The sequence below is a fragment of the Pseudomonas sp. RGM 3321 genome (genome assembly GCF_022836805.1).
Lineage (GTDB): Bacteria > Pseudomonadota > Gammaproteobacteria > Pseudomonadales > Pseudomonadaceae > Aquipseudomonas.
Genome location: NZ_JALHBH010000088.1, coordinates 45,387 through 61,669 on the forward strand (window position 1 = coordinate 45,387; position 16,283 = coordinate 61,669).

At 58.1% G+C, this 16,283-nt stretch carries 10 protein-coding genes and 1 pseudogene; 5 read left to right on the forward strand and 6 right to left on the reverse strand.

The window, feature by feature from the left end; translation table 11 throughout:
* The first annotated feature begins 76 nt into the window (after positions 1-76).
* The 4 genes and pseudogenes from RGM3321_RS03785 to hemE all read left to right on the forward strand — a co-directional run bounded on the left by RGM3321_RS03785 (position 77) and on the right by hemE (position 7,701).
* The gene (locus tag RGM3321_RS03785) at positions 77-1,495 is read left to right on the forward strand and encodes an FAD-dependent oxidoreductase (RefSeq protein WP_244391665.1); all 1,419 of its coding nucleotides are present in this window, start codon (positions 77-79) and stop codon (positions 1,493-1,495) included.
* Positions 1,496-1,655: 160 nt separating this feature from the next.
* Positions 1,656-3,164 carry an amidase family protein gene (locus tag RGM3321_RS03790; protein ID WP_244391666.1) on the forward strand — a complete coding sequence of 503 codons (1,509 nt, stop codon included), beginning with the start codon at positions 1,656-1,658 and terminating at the stop codon, positions 3,162-3,164.
* A gap of 94 nt (positions 3,165-3,258) precedes the next feature.
* Positions 3,259-6,491, forward strand: a pseudogene (locus tag RGM3321_RS03795) (DUF6543 domain-containing protein).
* A gap of 145 nt (positions 6,492-6,636) precedes the next feature.
* On the forward strand, positions 6,637-7,701 hold the full coding sequence (gene hemE, locus RGM3321_RS03800; RefSeq protein ID WP_005731000.1) for a uroporphyrinogen decarboxylase: 1,065 nt from the start codon (positions 6,637-6,639) through the stop codon (positions 7,699-7,701).
* Positions 7,702-7,761: 60 nt separating this feature from the next.
* On the opposite strand, the gene RGM3321_RS03805 is transcribed toward hemE, so the two are convergent.
* From RGM3321_RS03805 to RGM3321_RS03830, 6 genes are all read right to left on the reverse strand, one after another.
* Entirely contained in the window at positions 7,762-9,237 is a 1,476-nt protein-coding gene (locus RGM3321_RS03805) for a D-aminoacylase (RefSeq protein ID WP_244391667.1), read from the reverse strand.
* A 3-nt stretch (positions 9,238-9,240) separates the two neighbouring features.
* A complete protein-coding gene (locus tag RGM3321_RS03810) occupies positions 9,241-10,101 on the reverse strand; it encodes a MurR/RpiR family transcriptional regulator (RefSeq protein WP_244391668.1) in 861 nt (286 codons plus the stop codon).
* A complete protein-coding gene (locus RGM3321_RS03815; RefSeq protein WP_017700267.1) occupies positions 10,102-11,451 on the reverse strand; it encodes a GntP family permease in 1,350 nt (449 codons plus the stop codon). It abuts the gene before it with no gap.
* A 267-nt stretch (positions 11,452-11,718) separates the two neighbouring features.
* Positions 11,719-12,366: a retron system putative HNH endonuclease gene (locus RGM3321_RS03820; protein ID WP_244391669.1), complete on the reverse strand. Its 648-nt coding sequence runs from the start codon at positions 12,364-12,366 to the stop codon at positions 11,719-11,721.
* The gene (locus RGM3321_RS03825; RefSeq protein WP_244391670.1) at positions 12,363-13,625 is read right to left on the reverse strand and encodes an AAA family ATPase; all 1,263 of its coding nucleotides are present in this window, start codon (positions 13,623-13,625) and stop codon (positions 12,363-12,365) included. Before RGM3321_RS03825 ends, RGM3321_RS03820 begins: the two co-directional genes overlap by 4 nt.
* Positions 13,626-13,702: 77 nt before the next feature.
* On the reverse strand, positions 13,703-14,971 hold the full coding sequence (locus RGM3321_RS03830) for an MFS transporter (protein ID WP_244391671.1): 1,269 nt from the start codon (positions 14,969-14,971) through the stop codon (positions 13,703-13,705).
* A gap of 115 nt (positions 14,972-15,086) precedes the next feature.
* Between RGM3321_RS03830 and RGM3321_RS03835 the strand changes: the two genes are divergently transcribed.
* Entirely contained in the window at positions 15,087-15,977 is an 891-nt protein-coding gene (locus RGM3321_RS03835; RefSeq protein WP_244391672.1) for a LysR family transcriptional regulator, read from the forward strand.
* The last annotated feature ends 306 nt before the right edge of the window (positions 15,978-16,283 follow it).

Below are 16,283 nucleotides of genomic sequence, written 5' to 3' on the forward strand. Positions count from 1 at the left end.
GCGCGAATTGCCTGCGATCACGATTTTTGCAGCTTCAGGCTTGTAACCTGAAGCTGCCGTAAAGAGGCTCCAGAGAATGGCTGAACGTCTCAGTAACGACTTCCAGTTCATCGACGTCGGACGTAAAGACCCGAAGAAGAAACTGCTGCGTCAACGCAAGAAGGAGTTCGTGGAAATCTACGAACCGTTCAAGCCCCAGCAGTCCGCCGATCAGGCGCATCGCTGCCTGGGTTGCGGCAACCCGTATTGCGAGTGGAAGTGCCCGGTGCACAACTTCATTCCCAACTGGCTCAAGCTGGTCGCCGAGGGCAATATCCTCGCGGCGGCGGAGTTGTCTCACCAGACCAACACTCTGCCGGAAGTCTGCGGCCGCGTGTGCCCGCAGGATCGCCTGTGTGAAGGTGCCTGCACGCTGAACGACGGTTTCGGCGCGGTCACCATCGGCTCGGTCGAGAAGTACATCACCGACACCGCGTTTGCCATGGGCTGGCGTCCGGACATGTCCAGAGTCGTGCCGACCGGCAAGCGCGTCGCCATCATTGGTGCAGGGCCTGCGGGCCTGGGCTGTGCCGACGTGCTGGTGCGTGGCGGCGTGACGCCGGTGGTGTTCGACAAGAACCCGGAAATCGGCGGTCTGCTGACCTTCGGCATCCCCGAGTTCAAGCTGGAAAAATCCGTGCTCAGCCATCGTCGCGAAGTGTTCACCGGCATGGGCATCGAGTTCCGGCTCAACACCGAAGTCGGCAAGGACGTCACCATCGATCAACTGCTCGAAGAATACGATGCCGTGTTCATGGGCATGGGCACCTATACCTACATGAAAGGCGGTTTTGCCGGTGAAGACCTGCCAGGCGTGCACGATGCGCTCGACTTCCTGATTGCCAACGTCAACCGCAATCTGGGCTTTGAAAAGGCCCCGGAAGATTTTGTCGACATGAAAGGCAAGCGTGTCGTGGTTCTGGGCGGTGGCGACACGGCGATGGACTGCAACCGCACCTCGATCCGTCAGGGTGCCAAGTCGGTGACGTGCGCTTATCGTCGCGACGAAGAAAACATGCCTGGCTCGCGCAAGGAAGTGAAGAACGCCAAGGAAGAAGGCGTGAGGTTTCTCTACAACCGTCAGCCTATCGCCATCGTGGGCGATGGCAAGGTCGAAGGCGTGAAGGTGGTCGAGACGCGTCTCGGCGAGCCTGATGCTCGTGGCCGTCGCAGCCCGGAGCCGATTCCGGGTTCCGAAGAGATCATCCCGGCAGAAGCCGTGGTCATCGCCTTCGGCTTCCGCCCAAGCCCGGCGCCCTGGTTCGAACAGTTCACGATCAGTACTGACAGCCAGGGCCGTGTCGTGGCCCCGGAACAAGCACAGTACAAGCACCAGACCAGCAACCCGAAGATCTTCGCCGGTGGCGACATGGTGCGCGGCTCTGATCTGGTGGTGACCGCTATCTTCGAAGGCCGTAATGCGGCTGAAGGGATTCTGGATTACCTGGGCGTCTGAGCCCTGTGTTGCCGGGGTGTCGTTGCTGACGCACACCCCGACAACAAGTGTCTACCCTTCGTATGCACTGTGCCAATATCTCTGACATCCCGCCTGCCACTTCTTCCCTAGACTCGGTGTAACTCGCTCAGGAAGAGCGTTTCTACCAGGGAAGGAAGTGATGAACATTCGGTTTTGCCTGTTTCTTGCGCTCTTGAGTGCTTCAAGCGCGTTTGCGGTCGATCAGCCAGACGCTCTCTTCGATGGGCCGGGGTTTGCTTCGATCATCGAAAACAAGGCGGTATATTTCGAATCCAGCGTGCAGCTTCAGAAGCGCCTTAGCACAGGTAGCCTGACCTCTGCCGGGCTGGTGAAGGATTTTCTACAGCGGATTGAAGCGCTGAACAATAAGGGGCCAGAGCTTAACGCTGTCATCGAGGTCAATCCCGATGCTCTGCAGATAGCCGCTCAACTGGATCAGGAGCGTTCTGACGGAAAACACCGAGGGCCGTTGCATGGCATCCCGGTGTTGCTGAAGGACAATATCGATACGGCCGACAAGATGCAGACGACTGCCGGCTCCCCCGCTTTGGTCGGGCAACCGGCGCAGTACGATGCTTTTGTGGTGCAGCGGCTTCGGGAGGCCGGAGCGATCATCATCGGGAAGGCCAATCTCAGCGAGTGGGCCAATTTTCGCGGGCGCGGCATACCGAACGGCTGGAGTGGCCGGGGCGGGCAGACGCGCAATCCTTATGACTTGAGTGCTGATACGAGTGGCTCCAGTTCAGGTTCAGCAGTGGGTGTTGCCGTCGGCTTTTCGCCTCTGGCAGTAGGCACAGAAACCAACGGTTCGATCATTCAACCTGCCAGCGCAAATGGAGTCGTAGGGCTGCGGCCCACGTTGGGCTTGCTCAGCCGTGCTGGCGTGATTCCGATCTCCAGTCGTCAGGACACGGCCGGTCCAATGACGCGAACAGTTACCGACGCGGCCATAATGCTGACTGCGATGAGCGGCACTGACGCTCGCGATAGAGCCACTTACCAGGTCCCCGGTAATCCTGTGGACTACCTTGGGTATCTCAGAAAGAACGCGTTACAGGGCAAACGCCTGGGTTATCCCAGCAAGATGCCAGATGGTCGATTCATGGACGATGATCCGGCATTCGTGAAGATAAAGCGTGATCTGCGGGCTGCCGGAGCGATATTGATTCCGGTCGACGTTCCAACTGTTTATCGCTACACAGAGCGGGAAATGCTCCAGTATGACTTCAAGCGTGAGCTTGCTGCGTACTTGCAAACGCGTACGGGTCTGAGCGTACAGACACTTGAGGATATGATTGCGTTTAACGTCAAAAATCCTGCCCCGCAAGGCTATAACCAGCAGACCCTGATCGATGCCACGGGCGAGCCTGCGAGCCAGGCGGCTTACTTCGCCGAGGCAACCGAGTTGCGCGGATCTCATCGGCAATTGATTGATGGGCTCTTGCAACGAAATGCACTGGACGCGCTCATTGACTGGTCAGCAAATGCTTTTGGATCTGCGGGCGCTATCGCGGGTTATCCGGGAATAAACCTGCCTGTCGGGCTGGATGACCAAGGCTTGCCCAGAGGGTTTTACTTCCTTTCCACGGCCTGGGACGAAGCCAAATTACTCAGTTTTGCTTATGCACTTGAGCAAGCCTCCGGTTAATGCTTCCGGAAAGCGTCACGTTGTTGCGCTTTCATCGTGAGTTCAACTGCCGCACAAGCACTCCCTCCATCCATGTTGCTATAAGGAAATAGCCATGTTGAAAGCAGCACCCATGGGCAAACTTGCTCGACTCACTGAACAGAAACTTCTCGGGCCGGGCAGGTTCACGCCCAGCACGGTTGCCGTACGCGAACACCGGACCCGAGAACGCGCGGACCGGATAATCGACCAGTTTGTCGATCGCTTTACAGAAAAGGACTTTTTTCCTGAAGACGGTGAAGACGCGCTGTTCTCCTTGCTGGTTCAGTTGCCAGACTGGCCAGCAGACCTGTCGATCAGAATTCACAACGAAAACGATGAAGTGCTCGCGGTTTTTTCGAAAGGTAGCGATGAAAGCGTCGTTCAAGACAGCATTGTCCTGACGCAAAATGGCGACGCTTACATCGTCCCGGACAATGTCCAGGTCGCCGATGACGAGCCGTTGCTGCGCTGGGTGTTCAGTCAGTTGCCAGCAGGTTCCAGTGTCGGAATGGGAGGCAACTTTCCCGGCAGTCATAGTGATGGCGGACGAATCGTCACCTTGCGCGGGCAAATAGCGGGGCTGGCAAATGACCAAAGGCCGCTGTTATTCGATGCGCTGGTGGCGGCTGATGAAGGCACCTCAAAGGGCCAGCCGGATACCCGTACACATAATCCTTTCCTGCCTCTGTGGGTTCGTCAGCAGACGCAGCTTTCTCCGGCCCTGAGCGTGCTGTGCGCCTTATGCCCCGAGGTTCCGGCAGGACGTCTCGAAGAGTTGTTGGAGCAGATGCCACTGACAGAGCAGGAAGAGGCTGATTTCCTGAACCATCTTGTTATGCCGGACGCCTTTGGCGAGGCAATGAACATTTCGCTGGATGAGTGGAGCAACAGTCTGGCTATCGACGGCCTGTCGCGAACACGAAGCTTCAATTCGTACACGGATGAGCTGGCCCGCAGTATCGTTCGGAAATTGCTGGCGGCCGAATCGGGCCGAGACGTGCTGATCATCGACGCCGACGCCAGCAATTACGCTCCGGCAGATACTGGCGATAACCCTATTGTTCTGCTGCATGACAACTACGGAAATTACAGCGCAAAGGACACCGGCAACGGGGGATAACTTCATTCAAACAGGGCACTGACAGCTTCTATCTGGCAATCAGCTCGCAATTGAACGCTGACGAGCGGTCATCGTTGGGTATGCAATTCGAGCAGGACGTACAGGGCTTGCGCGATGTTCTGACCCGGCGCGCGATCGAGGAAAATCGTGGCTGGTTCGACCCCGATAAACCGACTGAAATCGAAATCGGGTTTCTGCCTGATTGGTTCGCGAACGCGACCGATGTCGAAAAGCAAAGCTGGAAAGTGGCGGTGCAGGACTACAGTCAGGCCTTGCTTGAAGCACAGGCGCCTGACCTGCTGAATCCTTCCGGTTATGGACAGCCCGACCAATTACGCAAATATGCGCGTCAGAAGCTGCAAGAACGGATCTTGCTCGACCACGGTGTTGCAGTGGATCCCGACCATATCAGCGTCCAAACCGTCAGCATCGAGATTGATCCGGGCTTCATTGATCCGGATTACGAATATGTCGGCCCTTCTGAGCTGGAGCCGCACTACGAAACGCAAGAGCGCAGCCTTACAGATCTGTCGCTGGAAAACATCGCACTCACCAATATCAACTTTCTACTCACTGGTCGCGCGTTTGACGAGCAGGGGCAACTGGTCAGTTTCCTCAACGCCGGTTATCTGTTCGGCCTGATTAGTGATTTGAACATTGGTGAAAATTACTCAAAATATCTAAACACAGTCCTGTCCACGTCGGCTGCAGGACAATGGCACCGTGAACGTTATGCACGCGTCATGTGCGCACAAATGCGCCTCGATGCGATCGAAGCGAAGATGGCGGGCGACTTTCTGGGCGATGGAGGACTTCCTCCCGAGCTGGCGAACAGGGGCTACAAATGGGTTGCCGCCGTGCTCGATCACCCAACTGACAGTGATGACCGCGCAATGGTGGAGGGGCATCGCATTCAGGTCAGCCAGTTATCCATCAATGACGTGTCATTGAGCGGTGTACTGATGATCGGCGCAGAGTCGCGCTCCAGCGTCGCCACCCTGGTGGCTTTTACCCCGCAGGCTCCTGACGGAATATGCTTCAGGGAAATGAGCGACCCGGAGGAGTTTCAGCGGCAGGTACTGCTCAAACCAGGACTGCTGGACTATCTGGTGAGCAGGGCGCCTCTGGCGTCTCAAACCGATGTCAGGCATGTATTGACCGCTGCCCGTGAGACGCTGTTCATTGAATTGCAGCCATGCATCGGGAGTTTCCTGGAAGCGGTCTATGACGCTGAAGTCGGGCGGGTGATTTCTGCTGTCGATGAACAGACCAATACAAACTGGGAAACCTATTGGGAAAGTGCTTGGGAAATCACCAAAGTCGTTGGTGACATCGTGCTCACCTTCGCGCCTTTCAAGGTCAGACTGCCGATTGCCGCATTACGCAGCTTTTATGCTATCTGGCAGGGCGTCGCAAAGGCTGTCGGTGAAGAGGGGAGTGCTCCGCTGTATTTTGTCCAGGCGGCGTTGTTGCTGGTCGATGGCTTGACGCTGCCCAGAGCACGAAGGGTCAAGACATCGTCGGCAACATCCATCGGCCGTTCTGTCCTTGATCCGAAAACGGCAGTGGCAAAAACGCCCGGCGGGTTGAAATTTCGCGACGACGGATTTTACAGAGGTGTTTACGAAAAGACTCAGGAAGGTTCGCCAAGCCGCTTTTATGCAGTGCAGAAAGGTAAAACCTATGCCGTCAGATACGATGCCGACTCCGCAGCATGGAGGGTGATCGATCCCCGGCGTCCAGATGCGCATTATCAATTGCCGATCCAGCTTGATAAGCAAGGTGTCTGGGTGCATGCCTCGGTGGGGTTACGTGGAGGCAAGAAGCACTCCAAGGTCAAACCGTCGGGCAATGACTCGGGGAGTGACGCGGAATCGCCAATCAATAGCGGCAGAAAAACACGGTTCAAGGTGGATATTGCTGGATTCTTCGAGAGCAACGCCTTCAAGAAGGCTGACAAAATCATTCAGGGTGACCTTGTTGTTGCCGTCAAGAAAAGCGTTGAAAGATATCTGCTGGAAGGCAAGGGCAGACTGCATCCATCGGAAGCCGGGCTTTATTCGCTGGACCTTATCGGTGTGGGTGGAGGTAAAGGGCTTGGTCCCTGGCGCCTGATGTTCGAGCCGCCCAAAGACGGGATTTTGAAAGTCCACAGCATCAGGAATCCTCACAAAAAGGACCGCTGACAAGGTCTTCAATAAATCATGCTGATCTGCCGTTGATAGCGCATTTGCGTAACAAATCGCCCCTATAGACAAAAGGCACGGCTCTTGCCGTGCCTTTTGCGTCGCGCTCTGAGAAAATGCCGGCACTTTTATTGCGGATGCCGACATGACTGCCCTGAAGAACGACCGTTTCCTTCGCGCTTTGCTCAAGCAACCCGTAGACGTCACGCCGGTATGGATGATGCGCCAGGCAGGCCGTTACCTGCCTGAATACCGCGCCAGCCGCGCCAGTGCAGGGGACTTCATGAGCTTGTGCAAGAACCCGCAGTTCGCCTGTGAAGTCACGCTGCAGCCGCTGGATCGCTACCCGCTGGATGCGGCGATTTTGTTCTCCGACATCCTGACCATTCCCGACGCGATGGGCCTGGGCCTGTACTTCGAAACCGGCGAAGGCCCGCGCTTCAAGAAAACCGTCAGCACGCTGGCTGACATCGAAGCACTGCCCATCCCGGATGCACAGAAAGACCTGGGCTATGTGATGGACGCGGTCAGCACCATCCGTCGCGAACTCAACGGCCGTGTGCCGCTGATCGGTTTTGCCGGCAGCCCTTGGACCCTGGCGACCTACATGGTCGAAGGCGGCTCTTCGAAGGACTTCCGCAAATCCAAGGCCATGCTCTATGACAACCCGCAAGCCATGCACCTGTTGCTCGACAAGCTGGCGCAGTCGGTAACGTCGTATCTAAATGGTCAGATTTTGGCCGGTGCCCAAGCCGTGCAAATCTTCGACAGCTGGGGCGGTAGCCTGTCTTCGGCGGCTTATCAGGAATTCTCGCTGGCTTACATGCGCAAGATCGTCAACGGCCTGATTCGTGAGCACGATGGGCGCAAGGTGCCGGTTATCGTGTTCACCAAAGGCGGCGGGCTGTGGCTGGAAAGCATCGCCGACATCGGCGCCGACACCCTGGGCCTGGATTGGACCTGCGACATCGGCGAAGCGCGTCAGCGTGTCGGCAGCAAAGTTTCGCTGCAGGGCAACATGGACCCGACCGTGCTTTACGCCCGCCCGGAAGCCATCCGCCAGGAAGTCGCACGCATCCTTGCCAGCTACGGCAGCGGCACCGGTCACGTCTTCAACCTCGGACACGGCATCACCCCTGAAGTCGACCCGGCCAATGCTGGTGCGTTCATCAACGCAGTACACGAGTTGTCGGCGCAGTATCACCAGTAATTGTCCGGCTGACGGTGCGTCGATACATCAGGGCGCATCGGCTCTTTTCAGCGCCGACGATTACGTCGGCGCTTTCCTGCCTGCAAATCCCTCCAGCAGCGAACCGCTGCGCGGCAGGAACCTGCCCTGTCGCTCGCCTTGCGGCTTGCCTTCGGCATAGCTCAATCGGCCGTTTACCCAGACGCCGTCAATGCCCTGTGCCGCTCGCTGAGGGTCTTTGAAATCCGCCACATCACGCACGGTTTGCGGGTTGAACAGCACCAGATCCGCCCAATAGCCCTCGCGAATAAAGCCGCGCTCGTGCAAGGCAAAGCGCGCTGCCGAGAGCCCTGTCATTTTGTGTACCGCGGTGTGCAACGCAAACAACCCTTTGTCGCGGCTGAAATGGCCGAGCACTCTGGGGAATGCTCCCCATAAGCGCGGATGCGGAAACGGATCTTCCGGAAGGCCATCGGAACCGATCATCGACAGCGGGTGAGACATGATTCGTTCGACGTCGCCCTCATCCATGCCGTAATACACCGCGCCCGCGGGTTGCAACTTGCGTGCGGTATCCTGCAATGACAACCCCCAGTCGGCGGCAATGTCCTGTAGATCCCGGCCGCCCTGATCCGGGTACGGCGTTGACCAGGTGATGGTGATACGGAATGCGTCGGTGACCTGTTTCAGGTCCAGCGTCGAAGAGCTGGCTGCATAAGGGTAACAATCGCAACCGACCGGATGGTCCTGCGCAGCTTTTTCCAGGGCCGTCAGCAGTTGCGGGCTGCGGCCCCAGTTACCTGCGCCAGCGCATTTCATGTGGGAAATCACCACCGGCGAGCGCGCATGGCGGCCTATGTCGAAGGCCTCCGCCATCGCCTCCAGCACCGGCTCGAATTCGCTGCGCAAGTGGGTGGTGTAAATCGCGCCGAACGCGCTGAGCTCTTCAGCCAGATTCTTGACTTCGCTGGTCTCGGCCGAGAAGGCCGAAGCGTAAGCAAGGCCGGTCGACAAACCCAGCGCGCCGGCTTCGAGGCTGTCGCGCAACTGCTCGCGCATCGCGGCGATCTCTTCCGGGCTGGCGCTGCGAAACAAGTCATCCATGTGGTTGCTGCGCAGGGCCGTATGACCAATCAAAGCAGCCACATTCACGGCGGGCCGGGCGTTATCCACGGCTGCTCGATAGTCGGCGAAGCGCGGATAGACAAACGCTGCCGCGTCGCCCAGCAGGTTCATGGGGTCTGGCGGATTGGCGCGCAGCGAGACCGGTGACGCGCTGATCCCGCAATTGCCGACGATAACCGTGGTCACGCCCTGGCTGATCTTGGGCAGCATGTCAGGCTTGCGAATCACTACCGTGTCGTCATGGGTGTGGACGTCGATAAAACCTGGGGCCAGCACGCGACCGGCAGCGTTGACCTCTTCCTGCGTAGTGGCATCGATCAGGTTACCGATACGCTGTATGCGTCCGGCGCTAATCGCTACATCGGCGCGTACTCCCGGCGTATCGCTGCCATCGATGACCAGCGCGTCGCGAATGATCAGGTCGTAAATCATGCTTCAGTCTCCCAGCGGCAGGCCGTCTTCGCCGCCACGGTATTCATCCAGTGCAAGCTTGATTCGACGCAGCCGTTCCTGATTGTCTTCAGGGCTCAGCAGCGCCAGTTCAGTGGCCAGCACATCAATGGTCAGCAGCATGCCGTAGCGCGCGGCGGTGGGTTTATAAATGAAATTGGTCTCAGCAATTTGCAACGGCAACACCACCTCGGCCACTTGCGCCAGAGGGGAGTCGGGCAAGGTAATGGCCAGCACGCGCGCACCATAGCTACGCGCCAGAGTTGCTGCGTCGAGCAGTTCCGGCGTGCGCCCGCTGAGCGAGCAGACAATAAGGCTGTGTTGCGGACCAAGCGTGGCCGCAATCATGCGCATCATCACCGGGTCGCGGCAGGCCGCCACCGGGTAGCCCAAACGTACCAATCGGGTTTGCAGCTCCTCGCTGCACAGACTGGAGCAACCGCCCATGCCGAACGCATGAATCATGCGTGCATCGCTGAGGCACGCTACGGCTGCGGCAAAGCGCGACTCATCAAACCCGGCCAGGTGCTGATGCAGAGTGGCTTCTATGTCGCCGACAATCCGGGTGAAAAAGGCCGACTGCTCCGGGGCCGGTTCAGGGTTGAGAAATCGGCTGCCCACGCCGCTCGCCTGGGCCAGTTGCAGACGCAAGTCGCGCAGGTCCCGGCAACCAATACTGCGGGCGAAGCGTGACAACGTCGCGCTGCTGACCTCGGCGCGGCTGGCCAGCTCGTCCAGACTGGCACTTGCGGCGAAGGCGATATCGCTGAGCACCAGCCTGGCGATCCGGCCTTCTCCCGCGCTGAGTGAATCCTGACGGGCACGTATCTGGTACAGAATGTCCAATTAGAGCACCTGCGCCAGACCCAGCGTCAAAGCAAAGGCGACGATGGAGATCAGCGTCTCCAGTACCGTCCAGGTCTTGAAGGTTTGCGCTACGGTCATGTTGAAATATTCCTTGATAAGCCAGAAACCGCCGTCGTTGACGTGGGAAAAGATCACCGAGCCTGCGCCTGTCGCCAGCACCAGCAACTCGGGGTGCGGATAACCCAGACCCATCGCCACTGGTGCAACGATCCCTGATGCCGTGGTCATTGCTACCGTCGCCGAGCCTGTCGCCACACGCATCAGTGCAGCGAACAGCCAGCCCATCAGCAAGGGCGAGAGATGAAAGTCCTGCGCCAGACCAACGATCTGGTTGGTGACACCGCTGTCGACCAGAATACGGTTCAAACCGCCACCGGCACCGACCAGCAACGTGATGCTGGCGGTCGGTGCCAGGCACTCATTGGTGAATTTCAGGATCGAGTCGCGATTGAAACCCTGAGCGATGCCCAGCGTCCAGAAACTCAGCAGGGTGGCCAGCAGCAGCGCAATTACCGAGTTGCCGATGAACAGCAAAAAGCCATTGAACGCACTGCCCGGTGTGCTGATCAGGTTGGCCCAGCCACCCAGCAGCATCAGCACCACCGGCAATAGAATGGTCGCCATGGTCAGGCCGAAACTGGGCAGTTTTGCTCTTGGTTCGCGGTCGAGAAACTGCTTGGCCAACGGGTTTTCAGCCGGTAGATGGATACGCGGCACGATGAATTTGGCATATACCGGACCGGCAATGATCGCCGTAGGGATGCCGATCAGGATGGCGTAGAACAGGGTTTGCCCTACCGACGCCTGATACGCCTGCACCGCGAGCATCGCCGCAGGGTGCGGCGGCACCAGCGCGTGCACCACCGACAGACCAGCGACCATCGGCAGGCCGACCATAAGAATCGACACTCCGACACGCCGGGCCACAGTAAAGGCAATCGGCACCAGCAGAACGAAACCCACTTCGAAAAACAGCGGCAAGCCCACCAGAAACGCAATGCAGACCATGGCCCAGTGCGCATTACGCTCGCCAAAGCGGTCAATCAAAGTGCGCGCCACCTGCTCGGCACCACCGGACTCGGCCATCATTTTGCCAAGCATGGTGCCCAGCGCCACGACCAGCGCGATATGCCCCAGCGTTTTGCCAACCCCCGCTTCATAAGAGGCGACCACGCCACTGGCCGGCATTCCCGCAACCAGTGCCAGACCGACCGAAACAAGCGTGATGACGATAAACGGATTGAGGCGGTAACGCGCGATCAGCACGATCAAGGCGATGATGGCGACAGCGGCGTAGACCAATAGCGAAATACCGGGTGACGGCGACATGGCGACGGTTCCTTGCAAAGTGGGTAGGCGAGGGCGCAACACCAACGGCTGAAGCCGTCAGCCTGAAGGCGACTCGGGGGTACTCGGCAGGGATGACGCAATAAGGTGGAGCAGGGGCGTTTCAGGGCGATCACAGGTATTCATTATTTTTATCTCTGTTTTCGTGATGAAAATAAATTACACGAAAATGAAATATAAACAAATATATGAAAATAAATTTCTTGTTTGGGTCGTGCATCGCTAATGGGAGAAAGGTGCTGGCGCGGCCTACCCTTGCGTCAGCAATTGCTCCGCATAGCGCGCAACGACATGGCCGAAAGCAATAGAGGTATTAGCGGTGCCCGAGCGCAGGCTGTCTACAAGGTTAGCGAGTTCCGCATCGCTTGCGCTGGAGATGAATTGCTCATCGAACACACCCGTGATGGCCTCCTGACGTCTTTTGCTCAGATACGCGATATCGAGTGCGAGCTTTTCGATCATCGTCGTGGCGGGAAGGTCGGTGTGGGATGTGCTCTGGATTTTCCCTGTCAGCAAGTAACGGAAGCGCTGTTCGCAATCGTCCTCTGTCGGAGAGATGTGCAGGTCTTCATCGAACCAGTTGCCCTTGTAGTGGCCGCAATGCAACACACCGCCTGCTTTTTTGTCACGCAGACAGGACGCATGGAGATTGCTGTATTCAAGTGCAAGTGGCAGGTAGTGTTTCTGCGGCCTGAAATGCTCTATATGGCTGCTACAAAGATCTATCTCTCCGCCGCAATAGCAGCATGAGAAGTTCTGCTCTCGCAACAACCCTTCATGCAGATCGCGTTTTTGCGGATTCGGTAAGGTTGGGTAGGCAGGCGTCCAGTCTTCGCTTGCGCCGGCTTTCCATTCGGTGAATGACGCAGGCTCAGTTCCTTTGATGATGCGTCTCATCGTCCAATGATCTCCTTGCGTTTGAGTAGCGCCTCGGCACCCGCGAACTCTGGTAGATCGGGCGCCTTCTTCTTCAGTGCATCAAGCTGCGACCTGGCTTTTTCGAGCTCGTTGTTTTCCAGAGTGCTGAATAGCTGATCGAGCAACTCTTCAATCTCAGGCTCACGCTGAGGCACGCCCATGACTTCTTCCAGAATGCTGCTGGAGTCCAGGCCGTAGGTTGCTCTTGGGTGAGAGCCGTCATGGTTATTCAGCAGGATGACCTCGCCCGGCTGTAAGCTGCCGATAACCTGTGGCGAGTGGCTGGCGGCGATGAACTGGACGCTGGGAAATGCTTTTTTCAGCGCGGGTGCAATGGTGCGTTGCCAGCCGGGGTGCAGGTGGATGTCCAGTTCATCGATCACGATGATGCCGTTTGTCTTGCTTAGAACATCCTTCCCCATGTGCGGATTTAGCAGGCAGATACGGCGAGCAATATCGGCGAAGAGTGCGACCATTCCGCGTTGCCCGTCGCTCAGGTCGTTGAAGGGGATTTTTCGGTCATCCATGTCCACCATCAGTCCCCGCATTTCCATGTCGTACTCTATGCCCTTGGACTCCGGCAGTGCGCACTGGATAGCTGAATTGATCCGGGTGAGTTCGTCGGTGAGAACGCCAGAGAAACCCGTTCTGGACAGTCTTTGAAAGCGCTCCAGTGTCTTGCCGATGAGCCAGGTCTCAAAACTCTTCAAGTTGGAGGAGGCGTCGAACCAGTTGGTATAGGCGTCCAGTCTTGAAGGTTTGCTCTGTGCAGCTTGCTCGGCGGCTACATTCATGGTCAGCCAGCCCCGATTGGCTCTGTAGACGGCGAATACAGGCATATCAATTTCAAGCGATTCCGAGAGGTGTGGGTTCTCTGGAGATGTAATGCTTTCAAAGTTGCTGGAATTACTGTTATTGCCATCCCGCTTAAGTGATACGTGCCAATCGTTGAACCCAAACGCATCACCTCGGGCAGCCAACCTGACGGGGAAGCTACGTTCAAAATGAACACTGTTTTCAGATTTTACTAAGGTGAACCTGGCATCTGATTCAGTGATGAGTGAGTTACCCGATCCCATGTTCGCGAGGAATTTCCCGAAACAACAAGCCACCCCTTGCAACAACGACGTCTTCCCACTGCCATTAACCCCCACCACCAGATTGAAACCCGGCTGGAAGTCGAAATGAGCATCTTCGTAGCAACGAAAATTCTGCAGGTGGAGGCGGTCGAGGCGCATGTCGGTTTCCTTTACCAGAACTGGCGGATGCGCCAGTGTACCTTGGCTCACCCTATGCGCCATCGCCCGATGTGTGACTAAACCTTCGACCCCAGCGGCTGCAGCCTTGCCAGCCGCAACGCTACGCCGAGGGCGATCAGCAGTAACACGCCGATAAACAGACCGATACCGTTCCAGCCTGCGTAGTGCCAGAACACGCCGCCGCCGGTGCCGGCCACGCTCGAACCTGCGTAGTAACAGAACAGGTACAGAGACGCGGCCTGGCCTCTGGCGGTGGTGGCCCTGCGTCCCACCCAACTGCTGGCCACCGAGTGAGCGCCGAAGAAGCCGAAGGTGAAGATCAGCACACCGACGATCACCAGTGGCAGTGGGGTGAACAGGGTCAGCAGCAGGCCGGCCAGCATCATCACGATCACGGCCCACAGCACCTGTCGGCGGCCTAGGCGGTCAGCCAGCGAGCCGATCTTCGCCGAACTGTAGATGCCCGACAGGTACACCACGGAAAACACACCGACCACGGCCTGGCTCAGGTTGTAGGGGGCGCTCAGAAAGCGGTAGGCGATGTAGTTGAACAGCGTAACGAATGCGCCCATCAGCAGGAAGCCGGTGAGAAACAGCAGCGGCAGGCCTGCATCGCGAAACTGCACGACAAAGCCGTCGAGCAGACTGCGAGGGTGCAGCGAGCGCGGGCGGAAGTTGCGTGACGCCGGCAGGATCTTCCAGAACACCGCTGCGGCGATCAGCGCCAGCCCGCCGACCACCAGCATCGCCGCGTGCCAGCTGACATAATCGATCATCACCCCGACGATCAGCCTTCCGCTCATGCCACCGACGGCGCTGCCGCCGATATACAGCCCCATCGCCAGGCCCAGATGGGTGGGGTGGATCTCCTCGCTCAGGTAGGTCATCGCCACTGCCGCCAGGCCGCTCAACGAAAGACCTACAAGAGCGCGGGTAATCAGCACGCCCTCCCAGCTGGGCATCAAGGCGCTGGCGATGGTGAACAGCGAGGCACAGAACAACGCCATGACCATCACCGGCTTGCGCCCCAGCCGATCGGATATCGGCCCGGTGATCAGCAGGCCGATGGCGAGCATTGCTGTGGCGACCGACAGGATCAGGCTGCTTTGTGCCGCAGTCAGGGAGAACTCGCTGGACAGCGTGGGCATCATCGGCTGAACGCAGTACAGCAGGGTAAAAGTCGAAAACCCGCCAGCGAACAGCGCCAATGCCGTGCGTTTGAACAGTGGCGTGTTCTTCTCGATGTAGGTATCGCCCGGCAGTGTCGACGACTGTACGGACGAGGTGTTCAGGTCGGGGGTGGGCGGGGCAACGGCAGGGTTCACAAAGACCTCGGGGCACGGTTGAGCAGGCAATGAAAAAATCATATAGCTCGCTAATCATTCCATCCAATATATTGTTCGACCTGTTTGATAGGTAAAACGACTTAATGGAGGCCGCATGGAATTGCGTCATCTGCGTTACTTCATCGCGGTCGCCGAAGAGCTGCATTTTGGCCGCGCAGCCCAGGCGCTGGGGATTTCGCAACCGCCGCTCAGCCAGCAGATTCAGACGCTGGAGCAGGAACTGGGCACGCGTCTTTTCGAGCGTACCAACCGGCGCGTCGAGCTGAGCGAATCCGGGCGGCTGTTTCTCGACGAAGCACGGCTGGTGCTGGCACAGGTCGACAAGGCCACTGACGTCGCCCGGCGCGCGCAACTGGGTGAGATCGGTGAGCTGAAGATTGGCTTTACTTCGTCGGCACCCTTCACTTCCAGCATTCCGCAGGCGATTTTTGCCTTCCGTCAGGCTTACCCGGATGTGCACCTGACCCTTACTGAAATCACCAGTCAGGAAGTGGCAGCAGGGCTTGAAGACAAGACCATTCAGGTCGGCATCATGCGCCCGTTGGCGTTACCCGATTCGTTGGTGGTGTTTGAGCTGCTGAACGAGCCGCTGGTGGCGATCATGCGTGCCGACCATCCGCTGGCGGCAGAAAGCGAGGACGGGATTTATATGTCGGCACTGGCCGCCGAGCCGTTCGTGTTCTTCCCGCGCACTTATGGCAGCGGTATCTACGCGCAAGTCCTGAGCCTGGCGCGCGCCGCAGGGTTCAGCCCGCTGATCACTCAGGAAGCGGGCGAAGTGATGACCATCATCGGCCTGGTTGCAGCAGGCTTGGGCGTCACCGTGTTGCCTGCATCCTACCGGCGAATGCGCATCGACGGCGTGGTCTACCGCAACGTCCTCGACCCCGGCGCGACCAGCGCGGTGTGGCTGGTGCAGCGCAAGGACGAACAGTCACCAATGGCCAAGGCATTTACCGAGCTTTTGACGCGCAATGTCGGGTGATTTGATAAGCGGAGCCGGTAGGTTATCGTTCCGCACGCTCCGCGTGGGAATGCCTGTCGTGACGCTCTGCGTCACAAATCTGCGCCGCGCCGCAGACTCAAGACCGGACGCAGAGCGTCCAGAACGGCATGCGACGCGGAGCGCCGCACGATAGTTGAGGTTATCGTTCCGCACGCTCCGTGGACTGCCCCCAAGAAGTTGGACACCAATCCGACCTAATGGGGGTGTTCAAATGGCCAAGTATTCAGAGCAATTCAAACTCACCGTCGTCAAAGCGTACCTTGAAGGCAACATCGGCTTTCGTAA